General features: G+C 68.6%; 16 protein-coding genes. 9 read left to right on the top strand and 7 right to left on the bottom strand.

Annotation, left to right across the window (positions count from 1 at the left end):
- Window positions 1–94: 94 nt before the first annotated feature.
- The 4 genes from ACIBK4_RS07865 to ACIBK4_RS07850 all read left to right on the top strand — a co-directional run bounded on the left by ACIBK4_RS07865 (window position 95) and on the right by ACIBK4_RS07850 (window position 3225).
- Entirely contained in the window at window positions 95–1249 is a 1155-nt protein-coding gene (locus tag ACIBK4_RS07865; protein ID WP_398993192.1) for a right-handed parallel beta-helix repeat-containing protein, read from the top strand.
- Between the two features lie 44 nt (window positions 1250–1293).
- Window positions 1294–1551 carry a hypothetical protein gene (locus ACIBK4_RS07860; protein WP_398993190.1) on the top strand — a complete coding sequence of 86 codons (258 nt, stop codon included), beginning with the start codon at window positions 1294–1296 and terminating at the stop codon, window positions 1549–1551.
- A 126-nt stretch (window positions 1552–1677) separates the two neighbouring features.
- The gene (locus ACIBK4_RS07855) at window positions 1678–2226 is read left to right on the top strand and encodes a hypothetical protein (RefSeq protein ID WP_398993188.1); all 549 of its coding nucleotides are present in this window, start codon (window positions 1678–1680) and stop codon (window positions 2224–2226) included.
- 48 nt (window positions 2227–2274) lie between these two features.
- The gene (locus ACIBK4_RS07850) at window positions 2275–3225 is read left to right on the top strand and encodes a MerR family transcriptional regulator (RefSeq protein WP_398993186.1); all 951 of its coding nucleotides are present in this window, start codon (window positions 2275–2277) and stop codon (window positions 3223–3225) included.
- Between the two features lie 72 nt (window positions 3226–3297).
- On the opposite strand, the gene ACIBK4_RS07845 is transcribed toward ACIBK4_RS07850, so the two are convergent.
- From ACIBK4_RS07845 to ACIBK4_RS07835, 3 genes are all read right to left on the bottom strand, one after another.
- On the bottom strand, window positions 3298–4980 hold the full coding sequence (locus ACIBK4_RS07845; protein ID WP_398993184.1) for a rhamnogalacturonan lyase B N-terminal domain-containing protein: 1683 nt from the start codon (window positions 4978–4980) through the stop codon (window positions 3298–3300).
- A 94-nt stretch (window positions 4981–5074) separates the two neighbouring features.
- Entirely contained in the window at window positions 5075–5935 is an 861-nt protein-coding gene (locus ACIBK4_RS07840; RefSeq protein WP_398993182.1) for a hypothetical protein, read from the bottom strand.
- A complete protein-coding gene (locus ACIBK4_RS07835) occupies window positions 5932–6498 on the bottom strand; it encodes a SigE family RNA polymerase sigma factor (protein WP_019060605.1) in 567 nt (188 codons plus the stop codon). Before ACIBK4_RS07835 ends, ACIBK4_RS07840 begins: the two co-directional genes overlap by 4 nt.
- Window positions 6499–6766: 268 nt before the next feature.
- Here ACIBK4_RS07835 and ACIBK4_RS07830 point away from each other — a divergent pair, with 268 nt between their 5' ends.
- Window positions 6767–8218 carry an NCS2 family permease gene (locus ACIBK4_RS07830; protein ID WP_398993180.1) on the top strand — a complete coding sequence of 484 codons (1452 nt, stop codon included), beginning with the start codon at window positions 6767–6769 and terminating at the stop codon, window positions 8216–8218.
- Between the two features lie 75 nt (window positions 8219–8293).
- On the opposite strand, the gene ACIBK4_RS07825 is transcribed toward ACIBK4_RS07830, so the two are convergent.
- The 3 genes from ACIBK4_RS07825 to ACIBK4_RS07815 all read right to left on the bottom strand — a co-directional run bounded on the left by ACIBK4_RS07825 (window position 8294) and on the right by ACIBK4_RS07815 (window position 11132).
- Window positions 8294–9751, bottom strand: coding sequence for a peptidoglycan D,D-transpeptidase FtsI family protein (locus tag ACIBK4_RS07825; protein WP_398993177.1), 1458 nt, complete (start codon window positions 9749–9751; stop codon window positions 8294–8296).
- Window positions 9752–9881: 130 nt separating this feature from the next.
- Window positions 9882–10355, bottom strand: a complete 474-nt coding sequence (locus ACIBK4_RS07820) for a GNAT family N-acetyltransferase (protein WP_398993175.1) — start codon at window positions 10353–10355, stop codon at window positions 9882–9884.
- A gap of 3 nt (window positions 10356–10358) precedes the next feature.
- Complete coding sequence (locus tag ACIBK4_RS07815; protein WP_019067473.1) at window positions 10359–11132, bottom strand: IclR family transcriptional regulator; 774 nt, start codon at window positions 11130–11132, stop codon at window positions 10359–10361.
- 131 nt (window positions 11133–11263) lie between these two features.
- Between ACIBK4_RS07815 and ACIBK4_RS07810 the strand changes: the two genes are divergently transcribed.
- Both ACIBK4_RS07810 and ACIBK4_RS07805 read left to right on the top strand, forming a co-directional pair.
- A complete protein-coding gene (locus tag ACIBK4_RS07810) occupies window positions 11264–12793 on the top strand; it encodes an aldehyde dehydrogenase (NADP(+)) (protein WP_398993172.1) in 1530 nt (509 codons plus the stop codon).
- A 131-nt stretch (window positions 12794–12924) separates the two neighbouring features.
- Window positions 12925–13533 carry a DUF1349 domain-containing protein gene (locus ACIBK4_RS07805; RefSeq protein WP_398993170.1) on the top strand — a complete coding sequence of 203 codons (609 nt, stop codon included), beginning with the start codon at window positions 12925–12927 and terminating at the stop codon, window positions 13531–13533.
- On the opposite strand, the gene ACIBK4_RS07800 is transcribed toward ACIBK4_RS07805, so the two are convergent.
- The gene (locus tag ACIBK4_RS07800; RefSeq protein WP_398993168.1) at window positions 13499–14887 is read right to left on the bottom strand and encodes an MFS transporter; all 1389 of its coding nucleotides are present in this window, start codon (window positions 14885–14887) and stop codon (window positions 13499–13501) included. The two genes, ACIBK4_RS07805 and ACIBK4_RS07800, sit on opposite strands and share 35 nt — an antisense overlap.
- Window positions 14888–14957: 70 nt before the next feature.
- On the opposite strand from ACIBK4_RS07800, the gene ACIBK4_RS07795 reads away from it, so the two are divergent.
- Together ACIBK4_RS07795 and ACIBK4_RS07790 are read left to right on the top strand one after the other, a co-directional pair.
- A complete protein-coding gene (locus tag ACIBK4_RS07795) occupies window positions 14958–15974 on the top strand; it encodes a GlxA family transcriptional regulator (RefSeq protein ID WP_398993166.1) in 1017 nt (338 codons plus the stop codon).
- A 63-nt stretch (window positions 15975–16037) separates the two neighbouring features.
- Window positions 16038–16760 carry a DsbA family oxidoreductase gene (locus tag ACIBK4_RS07790; RefSeq protein WP_398993164.1) on the top strand — a complete coding sequence of 241 codons (723 nt, stop codon included), beginning with the start codon at window positions 16038–16040 and terminating at the stop codon, window positions 16758–16760.
- Window positions 16761–16850: the final 90 nt, after the last annotated feature.

Below are 16850 nucleotides of genomic sequence, written 5' to 3'. Positions count from 1 at the left end.
TTTCCGTCCGTGGCGGCGACCAGTGATCAGAAACGGGCCGGGGCGGCCCCTCCGGCCCGTTTCGTCCTCGTCATCCAGGAAAGGAACCAACGCCGTGCGTACGAGCACCGGACGCCACCGCAGGACCCGCACCCTCTCGATCGCCGCCGCGGTGGCCGTCGCCGCGGGGGCGGGCGGCGTCTACCTCGGCCTCAACAGCGGCGGCGCGCAAGCCGCTTCGTCGACGGTCGCCGTGTCCACCACCGCCCAGCTGGAGTCGGCGGTCGCCAACGCCACGGCGGGGACGGTCATCCAGGTCAGGGCGGGCACCTACACCCCGGCCGCGACCCTCAAGTCCACGGCGGACGGCACCAGTTCGGCCCGCATCACGCTGGAGGCGTACGGCACGGAGAAGGTGAAGATAGACGGCTCCAAGCTGCCGGCGGGCCAGTGGCTGGCGGGCATCTACGGCGACTACTGGACGGTCCAGAACCTCACCTTCCAGAACTCCCCGGCGCAGGGCTTCGTAGCCACGTCCTCGGTCGGCGGCATCTTCAAGAACCTGGTGACGGCGAACAACGGCGACTCCGGCTTCACGTTGCGCGGCGACGGCACGACGAACAACCTCGTTCAGAACCTGGACAGTTACGGCAACTACGACGCCGCCGGGCATGGCCAGAACGCCGACGGCATCGCCATCAAGTTCGGCTCCGGCACCGGCAACAAGGTCACCGGCGCGCGCCTCTACAACAACTCCGACGACGGCCTCGACCTGTGGCAGTTCTCCTCGCCGGTCACCATCGACCACTCCTGGGCCTTCGGCAACGGCAAGAACCGCTGGAACGACTCCGCCTTCGAGGGCAACGGCAACGGCTTCAAGCTGGGCGGCGGAGGCGTCGCGGTCGCGCACGTCGTCAACGACAACGCGGCCTGGGACAACACCCTCAACGGCTTCACCGAGAACTCCAACACCGGCGCGATCATCCTCAACCGCAACACCGCCTACGCCAACACGGAGTCCGGCTTCTTCTTCGCCACGAGCAAGTCCCGCCTGGCCCGCAACCTCTCCGTCGGCAACAAGGGCGGTGCGGACACGCTGGGTTCGGGCGCGGTCTCGGCGGCGAACAGCTGGGACGGCGGGGTTGCGACGCCCTCGTTCAAGTCGACGGACGCGACTACGGCGTATGGGGTGCGGTCGGCGAGTGGGACGTTGCCGGTGACGACATTCCTGACGACGGGCTCGACGACCATCGGCGCCACGATGAACTGACTGGCTTGCCGTGAACTCCAAGGAGCCCTCTTAAGATCACAGCCATGACGAGCCCCCTGGCACCCGACGATCACATAGGCGACCGCGAGGCCTTCAGCGGCTTCCTGGCACGTCTTCGCGCAGACCATGCGGCCAGTGGTCAGCAGTGGGAGAACGCGACACTGGACGACTTCCTGGAAGCCCTGGAAGCCTGGGTCGCCGATTCTCCGGGGTGGTACCGAAGTGTCGGGCAGGATCTGCCGTTCGAAGGTGACTGGACGTTCTTCGCCCGTGCCCTGACCGTCGCCAGGGTCTACGAATAACCTTGCCCCTGGGCGCAATGCCCCCTTGCGTGCCCGATCGAGCGGGAACGTCGAGGGTGACATCGCTGCCACGACGAATCCGGAAACCGTTACGCCTGTGGCATGTCTGTGCGACAGGATGTGCCCATGATGCGAACCGCGCGTGCGCTGCTCCCCCTCCTTGTGCTGCCAGTGCTCCTCACAGGATGCGACGCGGACAAGGAGGACGGGGCGGCCGCCGACAGCGCCGACCTCGACGCCGCCGCGCGGGGCTGGGGAGTCGCGCCGGAACTCGTCTATGTCACCAAGGTCTCCGGCTTCACCGTGTTTCCGGAGTCGGTCGGGGTGTATGGCGATGACGAGTTCGTCGCCGCGTACCGGTCCGACAAGAGTGCCGCCAAGTTCGGCCTCTTCGTGGATCGCAACACGCTGACGGCGGAGAACTGCGCCAAGCAGCCGATGGTCGAGGGATCGCACGAGCGGGTCACCTGCGAGCACGATGGCGACGCCTGGTACCGCAAGACAGGTGACCATCACGAATACGCGGTGCCCGTGGACGGCGTGGTGATTCGGCTGAGCGCCGACATGGACAAGGTCAACCGCGCCACTCTGCGCAAGGCGGCCGAGGCGGCTCACCGCCCGGACGACGCCGAACTGGCCGCACTGCTGCCGGCCACGAACGGCGCGGGTATCTGAGCGGGACGGACTTGAGTCTCCAGTAGGGGGAGACGCAAAGGTGAGGGCATGGACGGCGACACGCTCTACTCGATCGGTGAACTGGCTCGGCGGACCGGGCTCACGGTCAAGACCGTTCGGTTCTACTCCGATCGCGGGATCGTGGCGCCGACGGACCGCAGCCCGGCCGGCTACCGCCTGTACGGCGTCGATGCCGTCGCACGCCTGGACCTCGTAAGGACCCTGCGCGAGCTGGGACTTGACCTCTCCACGATCCGCAAGGTCGTGGACCGTGAGCTCTCGCTGCCGGAGGTCGCCGCGGCGCACGCCGAGGCGCTGGCGGTGCAGATACGTGTCCTGCGACTGCGGCATGCGGTGCTGACGGCGGTGGCCGAGCGCGGGTCCACACCTGAGGAGACGGAACTCATGCACCGGTTGGCCCAGCTCTCCGAGGACGAACGCCGTTGTCTGATCGGCGAGTTCCTCGATGCCGTCTTCGGAGGACCTGACGTGGCCCCCGCGTTCGCCGGGGTCATGCGCTCGATGACCCCCGAACTGCCCGACAACCCGGATGCGGAACAGGTCCAGGCGTGGGTGGAGTTGGCCGAACTGTCCCAGGACCCGGACTTCCGCGCCTCCGTACGGCGGTTGGTCGAGGAGCAGGCGGCCGAGCAGGCCCGGAGCGGCACGGCGGTCCCGCGTCGCGACATCTTCGCAGTCGTTCGTGACCAGGCCGGGCCGGCCCTCACCGCCGGCATCGACCCGACCTCACCCGAGGCCGATCCGTTCGTCGTGGCGTTCACCGCGCACTATGCGCACCTCCTGGGCCGTCCCGACGACATCGAACTTCGTCACCGGCTGGCGACCCGGCTGGAGCGCGTCAACGACCCCCGCAGGGAGCGATATCTCCAGCTGCTCGCGGTGGTCAACGGGTGGACCGCTCCGGAGAGTCTTGCCGCCGTCTTCGACTGGTCCGTCCAGGCCCTGCGTGTTCGGACATCGGGGCGTACGGGTCCCTGAGATCCACGGCACAACGCGACGCCCCCGCCAGTCGTCACCGGCAGGGGCGTCGCTCTGCTGACCGAGGGGGGCTCAGGTCAGCAGGTCTATGCAGTCGAACGACGTGCCCGGGCTGAGGAAGCCCGACCCCGTCGAACCACTGACGACGTTGATCTTCAGGACGTTGTACTGCGTCGCGTCCGAACTCCACGCACTGGAAGGGACGTTGAAAACGAACGTGTGGTTGTTTCCGCGGTAGGAACCCGTGGTGAGATCGCGCGTCGAGGGTTGGGTGGGAGGGGTGGGGATCGTCGAAACCCAGTCGTTCACGGTCACTTGGGGGCGGGCGTTGATGTACGCCGTTGTGACGCCGATCCGTAGCGTGTGTGCTGCGGCAGCCTGTGCCGTGGTCAGCTTGAAGTAGACCAGGATGCCGTTGTTGACGTCCTTCCAGATGTATGCCGGGAAGGACGCGGCCTCGTTTCCGCTGCCGATCGTGACGTTGCCGGTCCACTTGGACGCGCGCGTGTCGGAAGGGTGGGCGTACGTCATCAGCTCGGCATTCTTGAACTCGCCCGGTGTGCCGTCCCAGTTGCCGAGTCGCCAGACGGTCGTAGCCGTGGACGGGTCACCCGTGATGGTCAGGGTGTGGAGTGATGTCGTACTGCCTGCCGTCACCGTCACCGAACCGGTGTGCACGGCCAGTTCGCCCTTGAAGACCGTCAGCGTGTACGTCCCCGGGAGCATCCCCTTGCAGGAGAATGCGCCGGTGCCGGACGCCGCCTTCGCCCAGTACTGCGCGTCGGCGTTGGAAAAGCCCACCGTGTAGGGGTAGTTGGCGTCCATGCCCTTCAGACCGACGCCCGCCACCTTTCCCCGGCCCGCCTTGCCCACCCAGCCCGTGATGCCGAGCGAGTCTGCCCAGGACGTGTCGAGGTTCGCCGCGAAGAGGGACGAGGGCGGGGTGCCGCCGTCCGTGAAGGCGATCACGAACGGGCCCTGGAGGCCGAAGCGTTCGGGCTCGGTCTGGGCCTCGTTGTAGTGCAGGATCTCGTACAGCCCGGCCCCGCCCTCGTTCGAGTGGCGCAGCAGGGAGCGGTAGAAGGGGCCGCCGGACGCCTTCTCGTGGTTGGAGCGGACCAGGTACAGGCCTACCGCGCCCGTCGTGAAGCCGACGTGGTCGTAGTCGATGGTCCGCTTGCCCGAGTAGTGCTTGGAGCGGGTCGTGCCGTCGGGGTGCTTCCAGACGTCGCCGGCCTCAATGATCGTGTCGGTGGTCGAATCCCACGCGTCCGAACCGGAGTTGGGGAACATCCCGGGCTTCACGCGGACGATGTACCGCGTCGCGGTGAAGGACGCGTCCGCCTTGTTCGTCCACAGGTAGACGTTGTTCTCGCCGCTGCGGGCCGCGTACCACTGGGTGATCGCGCCGTGCGCGACCTTCACCAGGATCGTCGAGCCCGACTGTTTGATCGTGACCGTTGAGGCGCCCAGCCCGGATTCGACATGCGAGTGCATGCCGCCGTAGCCCTCGTACTCCTTGCCCTTGTAGGCGAGGGACGTGATGTCACCCGTCGACTTGGAGACCTTGAAGACGAGTGAACCGCCCGTGGTGATCACATAGTTGGAACCGTCGTCGGTGTAGCCGAAGGCGGCGGCACTGGCGGACGAGAGGAGACCGGTACCGCCCGCGACGGCCGCGCCGGTGGCGGCGACACCGATCGCGGAGGCCCCGAGCACCCGCCTGCGGGTGAGGTGTTTCTTGTGCGTGCTCAAGCGACTTGCTCCGTGTGACTCCGTGCGAGAGGAACCTTGCGCTTCCTTGTCGCCACCGGCGGAGAAAGGGTTGCCGTCTGCCTGAGATCTCTTCCTACGACTTCTGCGCCGCGAAGTCGCCCTTCACCGCGAGCTGTTGGCCCGCCGCCGTGCCCGCCGCCGAGTAGCTGTCGTCCTTGGCGTCCCGGCCGCCGCGCGCATGGTTGTACTGCCCGGCGAAGACCCAGTCCCCGACCGCGACCGTACGGCCCTTCTTGAGCACCCACGTGTAGACCAGGAAGCCGTCCTGCTCCGTCACCGTCTGCGTGAAGTCCTGCTCGGGCAGCGAGCGCCAGGCGCCCGCAGAGGTGACCCCGCCGGTCTCCTTGACCTTCAACTGGACGGTGAGCGCGGTGAGTTGCTTGGTCGTCTTCAGGGTGACGTCGCTCTGCGCCCAGAAGTCGTTGCTGCCCGGGTCGATCGAACCGTCCGACCAGAGCGGGCCGTCCTGGGTGCCGGAGGCGGCCGGCAGTACGGGGGGTGCGGAGGACGACGCGGTCGTGGGGACGGTCGGAGAGGTGCTCGCCTTGGGGGTGTTGTGCGAGGTGTCGCCGGAACCCGAACTCGGGCTCGGGGCAACCGGCTTGACCGGGTTACGGCTCGTCGCGTCCGGCGACGGCGTGGGCGTCGGCGTCGGTGAGACGGACACCGTCTGCTCGGCGGGGGAGTTGCTCTTCACCGCGGACGCCACCGCGTAGCCGCCGATCGCGAGGACGCTCGCCACCGCGGCCGTCGCGCTGACCACCCGCACCCAGCCGAAGACGGGCGGTCGGGTGGCCCGGTGGTCGGGGCGGGACTGCGCGGCCATCCCGCGTTCGAGCCGGGCGAGGATGCGGGAGCGGTCGGGTTCGTGTCCCTCGGCCGCCTCGTGCAGCCGGGCGATCAACTCGTCGTCGTGCACGTCCTGGTGCCTCATCGGGTCCTCCCTCCACTCTCGCCGCCGCGTGCCAGCGCCGCGTGCATCCGCAGCGGAGGGCTCTGCGGGCCGAGCAGCCGCTGCAGCTCGGCCATGCCCTTCGACGTCTGGCTCTTAACCGTACCGACGGAAACACCGAGGGCGAGCGCGGTGTCCTTCTCCGACAGGTCGAACGCGTGCCGCAGCACCACACAGGCCCGCTTGCGGAACGGCAGCCTGCGCAGGGCCTCTTGGACGTCGACCACGCCGGCCACGTCCGGGTTCTCGGTCTTCTCTTCGCGCTGCGACCAGAACAGGGCGACCCGCCGCCGCTCACGCACCGCGCTGCGGATCCGGGTGCGGGCCAGGTTGGCGACGACCCCACGGGCGTAGGCCGCGGGATGGTCGGCGGCGCGCACCCGGTCCCAGCGGTGCCAGAGCGCGAGCAGCGCGTCCGCCGCGAGATCGTCGGCGGCGTCCGCCTCACCCGTCAACAGGTGGGCCAGGCGCGACAGTTCGGCGTAGTGACGCTCGAAGAAGGCGTGGAACTCCTCGGAGGCGGCGTCGTCGACGACTGTGCCCACGGCGGACCTCTCCTCGCTGCGGTTTTGTGTGTGTCATGTAGATGACACGTGTTTGTTCCGGGGTGACCCCCGCGAGATCCGGAAGCGTAGCAGTGATCAACTGGCCACTCTGGTACGGACCTTCGAACAGCGTCTGACAAGCCGACCACAACCTGGCGGGCCGACCTCGATTCCGTAACACGGGGAAAACCTGAAACAGGTTCAACGCGGGAACAATCCAGCCAGCATCCGCGCACCGAAGATCATTGAAGCCACGAGGAGTACCCGCATGTCCGAGTCACAGAAGGTGACCGACCGGCCAAGTGCCGAACCACCGGCGACGAACGGTGTCGACCGGTTCTTCAAGATCTCCGAACGGGGATCCACCTTCGGCCGTGAGATCCGCGGCGGCTTCGCCACGTTCTTCACGATGGCCTACATCCTCGTCCTGAACCCGATCATCCTCGGCAGCGCCAAGGACAAGTTCGGGCACACGCTCGACACTGGCCAACTGGTCACCGCCACCGCCCTGGTGGCCTGTGTGATGACGGTCATCATGGGCGTCGGCGGCAACCTGCCGCTCGCCATCGCCGCGGGCCTCGGCCTCAACGCCGTCGTCGCCTTCCAGCTGGCGCCGCTGATGAGCTGGCTCGACGCGATGGGCCTCGTCGTCATCGAGGGCGTCCTGATCTGCGTGCTGGTCCTCACCGGGCTGCGCGAGGCGATCATGAACGCGATCCCGCAACAGCTCAAGCAGGCGATCGGCGTCGGCATCGGGCTGTTCATCGCGTTCATCGGCTTCGTCGACGCCGGCTTCGTCAGTCGTATACCGGACGCCGCCGAGACCACGGTCCCCGTGCAGCTCGGTGCCGTCGGTCATCTCACCGGCTGGCCCGTCCTCGTCTTCTGCCTCGGCGTCCTGCTGACCATCGCGCTCGTCGCCCGCAAGGTGAAGGGCGCGATCCTGATCAGCATCGTCACGATGACCGTCCTCGCGATCATCATCAACTCCGCTGCCGACATCAAGAGTTGGGGTCTCATGACCCCCAAGGTGCCGGACAAGATCGTGGCCGCGCCCGACTTCGGACTCATCGGTCACTTCAGTCTGTTCGGCGCGTTCGGCGAGACCAGCGCGATCACTGTCGTCCTGCTGATCTTCACGTTGATCCTGTCCGACTTCTTCGACGCCATGGGCACGATCGTCGGCATCAGCGCGGAGGCCGGTCTCCTGGACGACGACGGTCAGGTGCCGAACATTGGTCGCGTCCTGTTCATTGACGGGGCTGCCGCTGTTGCCGGCGGGATCGGGTCCGCTTCCTCCAACACCGCGTACATCGAGTCGGCGTCCGGTGTGGGTGAAGGGTCGCGTACCGGGTTCTCGAACCTCATCACCGGTGGGTTGTTCGGGCTGGCGTTGTTCCTTACGCCGTTGCTCACGATCGTGCCGTTGCAGGCGGCCGCGCCCGCGCTGATCGCCGTTGGGTTCCTGATGATGACCCACGTCAAGCACATCGACTGGGACAAGTACGAGATCGCGATACCGGCGTTCCTCACCATCGCCGCGATGCCGTTCACGTACTCGATCACTGACGGGATCGGTGCGGGGTTCATCTCTTACGTCGTGATCAAGGCGGTGCTGGGTAAGGCGAAGGAGGTCAACTGGTTGTTGTGGGGGGTGTCCGCGCTGTTCCTGGTGTACTTCGCCATTGATCCCGTTGAGCAGGTTCTCGGTGTGAAGTAGGAGTAAGGGGCGCTGCGCGGTCGGCTTGCGGTTCGTCGTGGCTGGTCGCGCAGTTCCCCGCGCCCCTTAGCCGCGTCACTGCAAGGCTGCTTTCATCATTGCCTTGGCCACGGGGGCCGCCAAGCCGTTGCCGCTGATCTCTGACCTTGCCGCGTCCGACTGCTCGACCACGACAGCCACGGCGACCTCTTTCTCGGTGTCGTCGGACTTGCCGTAGGACGTGAACCAGGCGTACGGCGACTGGTCGTTGTTCTCGCCGTGTTGGGCCGTGCCGGTCTTGCCGCCCACCGTCACGCCCGCGATCTGGGCGTTCGTGCCGGTGCCGTCCGTGATGACCGTCTGCATCGCCGACTGGAGTTGCTGGGCGGTCCGGGAGCTGACGATCTGCTTGGTCGTCGTGGCGTCGTCGTAGTTGTGGACCACGTCGCCGCCGCTGTCGGTGGTCTCGGAGACCATGTGCGGGGAGACCAGCTTGCCGTCGTTGGCTATGGCCGCCGAGACCATGGCCATCTGGAGCGGAGTGGCGGTCACGTCGTACTGGCCGATGCCGGTCAGGGCCGTGGAGGACTTGTTCATGTTGGACGGGTAGACGCTCGGGTACGCCCGCACCGGGATGTCCAACTTGTCGTCGTTGAAGCCGAACTTCTCGGCCATCGCCCTGACCTTGTCCTGGCCCAGGTCGACGGCCATCTTCGCGAACACGGTGTTGCAGGAGTACTGGAGCGCGACCCGGATCGACGCGTTCGTGCAGGGCGCGGACGAACTCTCGTTCCTCAGCGGGGTGACCGTGCCCGGCAGGGTGTACGGCGAGGGGCTCGTCGTCTTCTCGTCCACCGAGGAGTAGAGGCCGTCCTCCAGCGCGGCCGCCGCCACGACCAGTTTGAACGTCGACCCCGGCGGCAGCGGCTGGCGCAGCGCGCGGTTCGTCAGCGGCTTGTCGGAGTCCGCGTTGAGCTTCTTCCACGCCGACCCGGCGGTGTCGGCGTCGGTCAGCGTCGAGGGGTCGTAGGACGGGGTCGAGACGACGGCGAGGATCTTGCCGGTCGTCGGATCCATCGCGACGGCCGCGCCCTTCTTGTCGCCCAGCGCGTCGTACGCCGCCTTCTGCACATCCGGGTCGATCGTCGTGACCACGTTGCCCGGGGCGGCCCGCTCGCCGGTGACCGTGTCCATGGCGGTCTTCAGGCCGCTGTCCGTGCCGTCGAGGAGATCCGCGTAGATCCCCTCCAACTGGGTCGGCGCATAGCTCTGCGAGGCATAGCCCGTCACCGCCGCGTACAACTTGCCGTCCGTGTACGTGCGTTTGTACGCGAGGTCGCTGCTGCTCCCCGTCCGCGCCGAGCCGGTGATCGCGTTCCCGGCCACGATGATGTTCCCGAGCGGGGCCGCGTACGTCGCGATCGCGTTCCGCCGGTTGTCCTTGTCGTCCGCGAGGGCCTGGCCGTCGTAGAACTGCACCCAGGTCGCCCTCACCAGGAGGGCGAGCACCAGGAGCAGCGCGAAGACGGAGGCGCGCCTGATCGTCTTGTTCATCCCGCTCTGAAGACGAGCGGCCGGGACCGAATCGTTCCCTGCCGTCCCTCTTTCTCATCGAGTGCTCATGAAGCCGTTCTCGTGCTCAGGGCGCCGTTCCTCATGCTCATGACGCCGACTCGACGAGCGTTCACGCATCCAGCGTCAGCACCAGCTCGTCGATCTCCTCGCCCCGCGCGTTCGCGAACCCCCGGTCGTGCCCGGTGACGCGGAACCCGCACTTCTCCAGCACGCGCCGCGAGCCCGCGTTGTCGGCCGCCACGCGCGCGTGCAGCGGGCGTTCGGGCTCCTCGGCGAGCAGGTCGCGCAGCGCGGCCGTCGCGATGCCCTTGCCCCAGTAGGCGCGGTCGATCCAGTACGTCACCTCGCGCTCGCCCGGGTCGCCGTAGACCGCGGCGCTGCCCACGACGTCGCCGTCGGCCAGGACCGTGCGGTTCAGCACGCCGGGCAGGGCGCGGATGCGCTTCCAGTGGGCGTCGAAGGCGTCCCTGTCGGTCGGGTCCTTCGCGGTGAAGGCGGCCATCCGGACGGACTCGGGGTCGTTCGTCAGCCGGAAGAAGACCGGCAGATCACTGTCGTGGACCGGGCGGAGCGCGACGTCCATGGGTCAGAGCCTCCGGGTGGCGAGGGTCAGCCGGTCACGGGCGTCGAACAGGGCGTCCTTCACCATCTGCTCGTGGGCGGGGGTGAGCCGCGCCACCGGCACGGAGCAGCTGATCGCGTCCCGCGCGGGGGTGCGGTACGGGATCGCGACCCCGAAGCAGCGCAGGCCCAGCGTGTTCTCCTCGCGGTCCACGGCGAAGCCCTGTTCCCGCACCTGGTGGAGCTCCTCGATGAGCTTCTCGCGGTCGGTGATCGTGTGCTCGGTGAGCGCGGGCAGGGTCTCCGGGAGCATCTTGCGGACCTGCTCGTCGGAGTAGGTGCTCAGCAGCGCCTTGCCCAGCGAGGTCGAGTGCGCGGGGAGGCGGCGGCCGACGCGGGTGAAGGGCCGTAGATAGTGCTGGGACTGGCGGGTGGCCAGGTAGACCACGTTCGTGCCGTCGAGGCGGGCGAGGTGGATGGTCTCCGTGGTGTCGTCGGAGAGTCGGTCCAGCGTGGGGCGGGCCGCCGCCACGACCTCGTCGCCGTCGATGTAGGAGGTGCCCACCAGGAGTGCCCGTACGCCGATGCCGTAGCGCGTGCCCGTCGCGTCCGTCTCCACCCAGCCGAGTTCGACCAGCGTGCGCAGCAGCATGTAGAGGCTGGACTTGGGATATCCGACGGCCTCCTGGACCGCCGCGAGGGAGTGCATTCCGGGCCGGCCCGCGAAGTATTCGAGCAGCTCCACCGTCCGCACCGCGGACTTGACCTGTGCCCCGCCGCCTGTCTCGCCTGCCGACATCGCCCTTGACCCCTTCGTTCGACGGGAAATAGTCTCCGAGAGCATATTCATCATCAGAGACAGCGTTCAGCATATCGAACGACCCTGGTGAATGACCCAGAACTGCGGCATTACATGTGGAGGGACCCGCGGTGGCAGCAGCACCAGTCTGGAGTGTCGACCCCCGAACCGGGAAGCAGCGGGAACAGGTTGCGGTGGAGGCCACAGCCCAGGAGGTGGACACCGCCGTCCGCGCCGCGCACGCGGCACGGGGTTCGCTCGCCGACCGTACGGTCCGTGCGGCCTTCCTGCGCGGGGCGGCCGACCAGCTCGAAGCGGCCAAGAACCAGTTGGTGGAGGTCGCCGACGCGGAGACCGCGCTCGGCCCGGTCCGGCTGAACGGCGAACTGGCCCGCACCTGCTACCAGTTGAGGGCCTTCGCGGACATCGTCGACGAGGGCGCCTTCCTCGACGTGGTCATCAACCACCCCGACGACACCGCGACCCCGCCGATCCCGGACCTGCGCCGCTACAAGGTGCCGCTGGGTGTCGTCGCCGTCTACTCGGCCTCCAACTTCCCGTTCGCCTTCTCGGTCCCCGGCGGTGACACCGCGAGCGCGCTGGCCGCGGGCTGCCCGGTCGTCGTCAAGGCGCACCCCGACCACCCCGGACTGTCCGAGCTGGTCGCGAGCGTGCTGCGGCGGGCCGCCGCCGAGCAGGGCATCCCGGCCGGTGTTCTCGGCCTGGTCCACGGCTTCGAGGCGGGCGTCGAGCTCGTGAAGCACCCGCTGGTCTCGGCGGCCGGGTTCACCGGGTCCGTGCGGGGCGGTCGTGCGTTGTTCGACGCGGCGGCCGCGCGGCCGGTCCCGATCCCCTTCCACGGCGAACTGGGCTCTCTGAACCCGGTAGTTGTGACCGAGGCTGCCGCTGCCGAGCGGGCCGAGGCGATCGGTACGGGGCTTGCCGGTTCGATGACCCTGGGTGTCGGGCAGTTCTGTGTGAAGCCGGGGCTTGTGCTGGTGCCGGCCGGCTCCGCGGGAGACGGGCTGGTCAAGTCCCTCACCGATGCGGTCAGCGACACCGACTCCGGGGTACTGCTGGATCACCGGATGCGGGACAACTTCCTTGCGGGTGTTTCCGAGCGGGCTCAACTTGCCGATGTGGAGTCGCCGGTGACGCCGGGGGCGGGGAGCGAGCACACGGTGAGTCCCGGGTTCCTTACGGTGCCGGCGGAGAAGCTGGTGTCGGAGGGTTCGTACGACCTGCTTCTCGAAGAGTGCTTCGGGCCGGTCACGGTGGTGGCGCGCTACGACGATGACGCGCAGGCTCATGCCGTGTTGTCGCGACTGCCGGGGAATCTTACGGCGACGGTTCATCTGTCGGCGGGGGAGGCTGCCGGGGAGGGGCGTGGGGCGGAGATCCTGGCGGAGCTGACGCCGTTGGCTGGGCGGGTGTTGGTCAATGCGTGGCCTACGGGGGTGGCGGTGGCGCCCGCGCAGCATCACGGGGGGCCTTACCCGGCTACGACGTCTACCTCAACCTCCGTTGGTGGTACGGCTATTGAGCGGTGGCTGCGGCCGGTTGCCTACCAGAACACGCCTGAAGCGTTGCTGCCGTTGGAGTTGCGGGATGACAATCCGCTGCGGCTGCCCCGACGTTATGACGGGCACCTGGAGCGGTAGCGCCGTTGGGGGTGCGGTGGATTGTCGGTCTGACGGTCCGTTGTGGCTTGTCGCGCCCACGCGGCGGAGCCGCAAATCGATACAGCCCCGCGCCCCTAAAAAACATTCCCCTGGCCTGAGATGATTCGTTGATGGACTTGGAACTTTCCCAACTGCCTTTCCCCCTCCGTACTTACGGGCCCGACGGGCATTGGTCGTACGACGATGGTGTGCTGAGCGGGTGGGCCGGGCCCCGGCAGGACCGCTTCGTACCGCCCACTGGGGAAGGGTTGGACCCCGCCTCCGATGCACCCCGTCTTCTCGGAGCGCCGCACGGGGACTTTCAGCTCATCGCCCGCGTCACCGTCGGGTTCGCGGGGTCCTTCGATGCCGGGGTGCTCTACGTCCACGTCGGTGAGCGGGCCTGGGCCAAGCTCTGCCTGGAGTACTCGCCGGATGTGCCCACCGTTTGTACGGTGGTGACGCGGGGGCACTCGGATGACGCCAACTCCTTTACCGTGGACGGTAGTTCGGTATGGCTGCGAGTGAGCCGTACGGGCCGTGCCTTTGCTTTCCACGCCTCCCGTGACGGGAAGAAGTGGATATTCATCCGGCTCTTCACGCTCGGTGACGAGAAGGAGACGGACGCCGCGCTCGTCGGGTTCATGGCGCAGTCGCCGATGGGGGAAGGGTGTGTCGTGACGTACGACCACCTTGAGTTCAGGCCTAGTTGGCCGAACGATCTGAGAGACGGAAGCTGAGGAAGGCTGTCACGGCGAAGAGGGCCGCGCTGATCGCGAGGCTCTCCCGCAGGCCTGTCGTGAAGTCGTCGGCAACCAGCGCTCCGAAGACGGCGATGCCCAGGCCGCCCGCCACTTGGCGCGCGGAGTTGAGGACGCCGGCCGCCAGTCCCGCGCGTTCGGCCGGTACCGCGTCCATCATCGCGATGGTCAGCGGCGGGACCGTCAGGGCGCAGCCGAGGGCCATCGGTACGAGGAGCCAGGCCACCAGGAGCGGGGGCGTGCTCTCGTCGACGCAGAGCAGGACGAGTGAGCCCAGCGCGGCCAGCGACTGGCCCATCCGCATGGGGAGTTGGGGGCCGTAGCGGGCCGCCAGTTTGCCCGACACGATGTTCGTCACTCCGATCAGACTGGTCATCGGCAGGAACATCAGCCCGGCGTACAGCGCCGAACGGCCCTGCACCTGCTGGAAGAAGAGCGAGAAGAGGAAGACCAGGCCGAAGAAGGCGACACTGCACGCGGCGCCCGCCGCGACCGCCACGGACACCGTCCGACTGCGGAACAGGCCGAACGGCACCACCGGGTGCGACTGGCGCCGTTCGACGCGGATGAAGGCCGCGCCGGCCAGGAGCGCGACGAGCAGGGCCCCGACTGCCGTCGCCCCGCCCTCGATCACCGCGAACGTCACCGCCGTGAGCGCGACCACCGCCGTCAACTGGCCCGGCAGGTCCAGCGGCGCGGGCCGGCGCTCCGAGCGCGGTGCCCGGAGCAGCAGCAACAGGGCCACCGCGCCCAGCGGCAGGTTGATGAAGAAGATGCCCCGCCATTCCCAGAGTGTCGTGAGTGTGCCTCCGGCCACCGGGCCCAGGGCCACCGCCGCCGCGCCCCCGGCCCCCCAAGTCGCCACCGCCCGCGCCCTCTTGGCCGGTTCGGGGTAGGCCTGTCGTACCAGGGACAGCGACGCCGGGAGGACGACGGCCGCCGCCATGCCCTGGAGCACGCGCGCGCCGATCAGCGTGGGGAGGTTCGGGGCGAGGCCGCAGGCCGCCGAGGCGAGGGTGAAGAGCGCGATGCCGATCGCGTACGCGCGGCTCGCCCCGGCCCGGTCCGCGAAGGCGCCGGTGGACAGCATCAGCGCGGCGAAGGACAACGTGTACGCGTCGACCACCCACTGCAGCCCCGACATCCCGCCGCCGAACGCGTCCTCGATGGACGGCAGTGCCACGTTCACCACGGACGCGTCGAGGCTGATGAGCGCGAAACCGAGGAGGGCGGCGGTGAGGGTGAGGGTGGGGGAGGGGGTCTTCAAGTCGCCGGTACGGGGCGTTGGTTGGGTGGCGGACGTGGGTGTGGGGGCGGGGGTGGGCGTTGTCATGTGTCCATGCTGCGGAGGTGCGGCGCCGTAGAGTAGTGGCCGGAACGCCATACATCCGGAGGTTCTGGCCATGCCGAGGAAACGGTCCCCGCACCGCGTCGCGATCGTCGCGCCGAATCCCGTCTCCATGTTCAACCTCGCCATCCCGGAGATGCTCTTCGCGAAGGTCGAGATCGACGGTGCCCCGGGCTACGAGGTGACCATCTGCAGCTCCGACGCCGGGCCGGTCGTCACGACCGGTGGGCTGGACCTCCAGGTGGGCCGCGGCCTGGACGTCCTGAGCAGCGCCGACACCGTGGTGGTCGCGGGCACCGGCGAGCGGTACGAGCCCGACCCGGCCGCCGTCACCGCCGTCCGCGAGGCCGCCGCCGCGGGCAAGCGCATCGCCTCCATCTGCAGCGGCGCCTTCGTGCTCGCCGAGGCGGGGCTGCTGGACGGCCGTAGCGCTACGACGTACTGGGGGATGGCGGACGAACTGCGGGACCGCTACCCGGCCCTCGACTTCAAGGGTGACGTCCTCTACGTCCAGGACGGCCAGATCCTCACCGCCTCCGGGTACGCCGCCGGCATCGACCTCTGCCTGCACATCATCCGCACCGACTACGGCGCCGCCGTCGCCAACGAGGTCGCCCGCCTCGCCCTCGTCGCCCCCGTACGGCCGGGCGGGCAGACCCAGTTCACGCAGACCCCGCTGCCGCCCGAGCGCGGCACCGCCTGCGCCGACACGCGCGGCTGGGCCATGCGCAACCTCGACAAGCCGCTCACCCTCACCGACCTGGCCCGGCACGCGGGCGTCAGCGTGCGCACCCTCACCCGCCGCTTCCACGCGGAGAGCGGGGTGAGCCCCCTGCAGTGGCTGCTCCACCAGCGCATCGAACGGGCCAAGGAACTCCTGGAGACCACCACCCTCCCCATGGACCGGATCGCCCGCGCCTGCGGCCTGGGCACGGCGGACTCCCTGCGCGGCCACCTGGTCCGCCGCACCGGACTGACCCCGAGCGCCTACCGGGCCCAGTTCAGCCGCCTGGGAACCGGTGCGGCCGAGGTCACGTCGTCGGTCGCCCGAGGAATGAAGCGGACCACTTGAACGTTCACGGGGGAGACGGAGGGAGTCTCCGTTCAGTCCGTACGTCCTGGAAAGAGCCGAAGAATGCGCGTCGAGATCTGGTCCGACATCGCCTGCCCCTGGTGCTACGTGGGCAAGGCCCGCTTCGAGAAGGCCCTCGACGCCTTCCCGCACCGTGACGGCGTCGAGGTCGTGCACCGGTCCTTCGAACTGGACCCCGGCCGCGCCAAGGACGACATCCAGCCCGTGCTCAAGATGCTCACCAAGAAGTACGGGATGAGCGAGGCGCAGGCGCAGGCCGGCGAGGACAACCTGGGCGCGCAGGCCGCCGCAGAGGGGCTCGACTACCGCACCCGGGACCGCGACCACGGCAACACCTTCGACATGCACCGCCTCCTCCACTTCGCCAAGGAGCACGGCCGCCAGGACGAGCTGATCCAGGCGCTGTACAAGGCGAACTTCGCCGAGGAGCGGTCCGTGTTCGGCGACGACGAGCGCCTTGTCGAGCTCGCCGCCGGTGTCGGCCTGGACGCGGACGCCATCCGCAAGGTGCTCGCCGACCCGACCGCGTACGCCGACGACGTCCGCGCCGACGAGCGCGAGGCCGCCGAGCTGGGCGCGAACGGCGTCCCCTTCTTCGTCCTCGACCGCAAGTACGGCGTCTCCGGCGCCCAGCCCGCCGAGGTCTTCGCCCAGGCGCTGACCCAGGCGTGGGGCGAGCACTCCCCGCTGAAGCTGATCGACAGCGGTGCCGGCGGCGACGCGGAGGCGTGCGGGCCCGACGGGTGTGCGGTGCCGCAGGCCTGACAGCCGCGGACTCGCGCTGGAAAGGTGCTGGTCAGGGGAGGCCGCCCGACGATCATGCCGCGACCTATAAGCGTTCCTTAGCGGATCCAC

The sequence above is a fragment of the Streptomyces sp. NPDC050528 genome (assembly GCF_044457795.1).
GTDB lineage: Bacteria > Actinomycetota > Actinomycetes > Streptomycetales > Streptomycetaceae > Streptomyces.
The sequence above is the reverse complement of the archived record's forward strand: the minus strand, read 5'-3'. Positions and strand labels throughout refer to the sequence as shown.

Coding starts and splice junctions, on each gene's coding strand:
- ACIBK4_RS07825 (WP_398993177.1), bottom strand. CDS start 9,751: ATGAACAAGACGATCAGGCGCGCCTCCGTCTTCGCGCTGCTCCTGGTG.
- ACIBK4_RS07795 (WP_398993166.1), top strand. CDS start 14,958: ATGCCGAGGAAACGGTCCCCGCACCGCGTCGCGATCGTCGCGCCGAAT.
- ACIBK4_RS07790 (WP_398993164.1), top strand. CDS start 16,038: ATGCGCGTCGAGATCTGGTCCGACATCGCCTGCCCCTGGTGCTACGTG.
- ACIBK4_RS07815 (WP_019067473.1), bottom strand. CDS start 11,132: ATGTCGGCAGGCGAGACAGGCGGCGGGGCACAGGTCAAGTCCGCGGTG.
- ACIBK4_RS07820 (WP_398993175.1), bottom strand. CDS start 10,355: ATGGACGTCGCGCTCCGCCCGGTCCACGACAGTGATCTGCCGGTCTTC.
- ACIBK4_RS07855 (WP_398993188.1), top strand. CDS start 1,678: ATGATGCGAACCGCGCGTGCGCTGCTCCCCCTCCTTGTGCTGCCAGTG.
- ACIBK4_RS07800 (WP_398993168.1), bottom strand. CDS start 14,887: ATGACAACGCCCACCCCCGCCCCCACACCCACGTCCGCCACCCAACCA.
- ACIBK4_RS07860 (WP_398993190.1), top strand. CDS start 1,294: ATGACGAGCCCCCTGGCACCCGACGATCACATAGGCGACCGCGAGGCC.
- ACIBK4_RS07830 (WP_398993180.1), top strand. CDS start 6,767: ATGTCCGAGTCACAGAAGGTGACCGACCGGCCAAGTGCCGAACCACCG.
- ACIBK4_RS07805 (WP_398993170.1), top strand. CDS start 12,925: ATGGACTTGGAACTTTCCCAACTGCCTTTCCCCCTCCGTACTTACGGG.
- ACIBK4_RS07850 (WP_398993186.1), top strand. CDS start 2,275: ATGGACGGCGACACGCTCTACTCGATCGGTGAACTGGCTCGGCGGACC.
- ACIBK4_RS07840 (WP_398993182.1), bottom strand. CDS start 5,935: ATGAGGCACCAGGACGTGCACGACGACGAGTTGATCGCCCGGCTGCAC.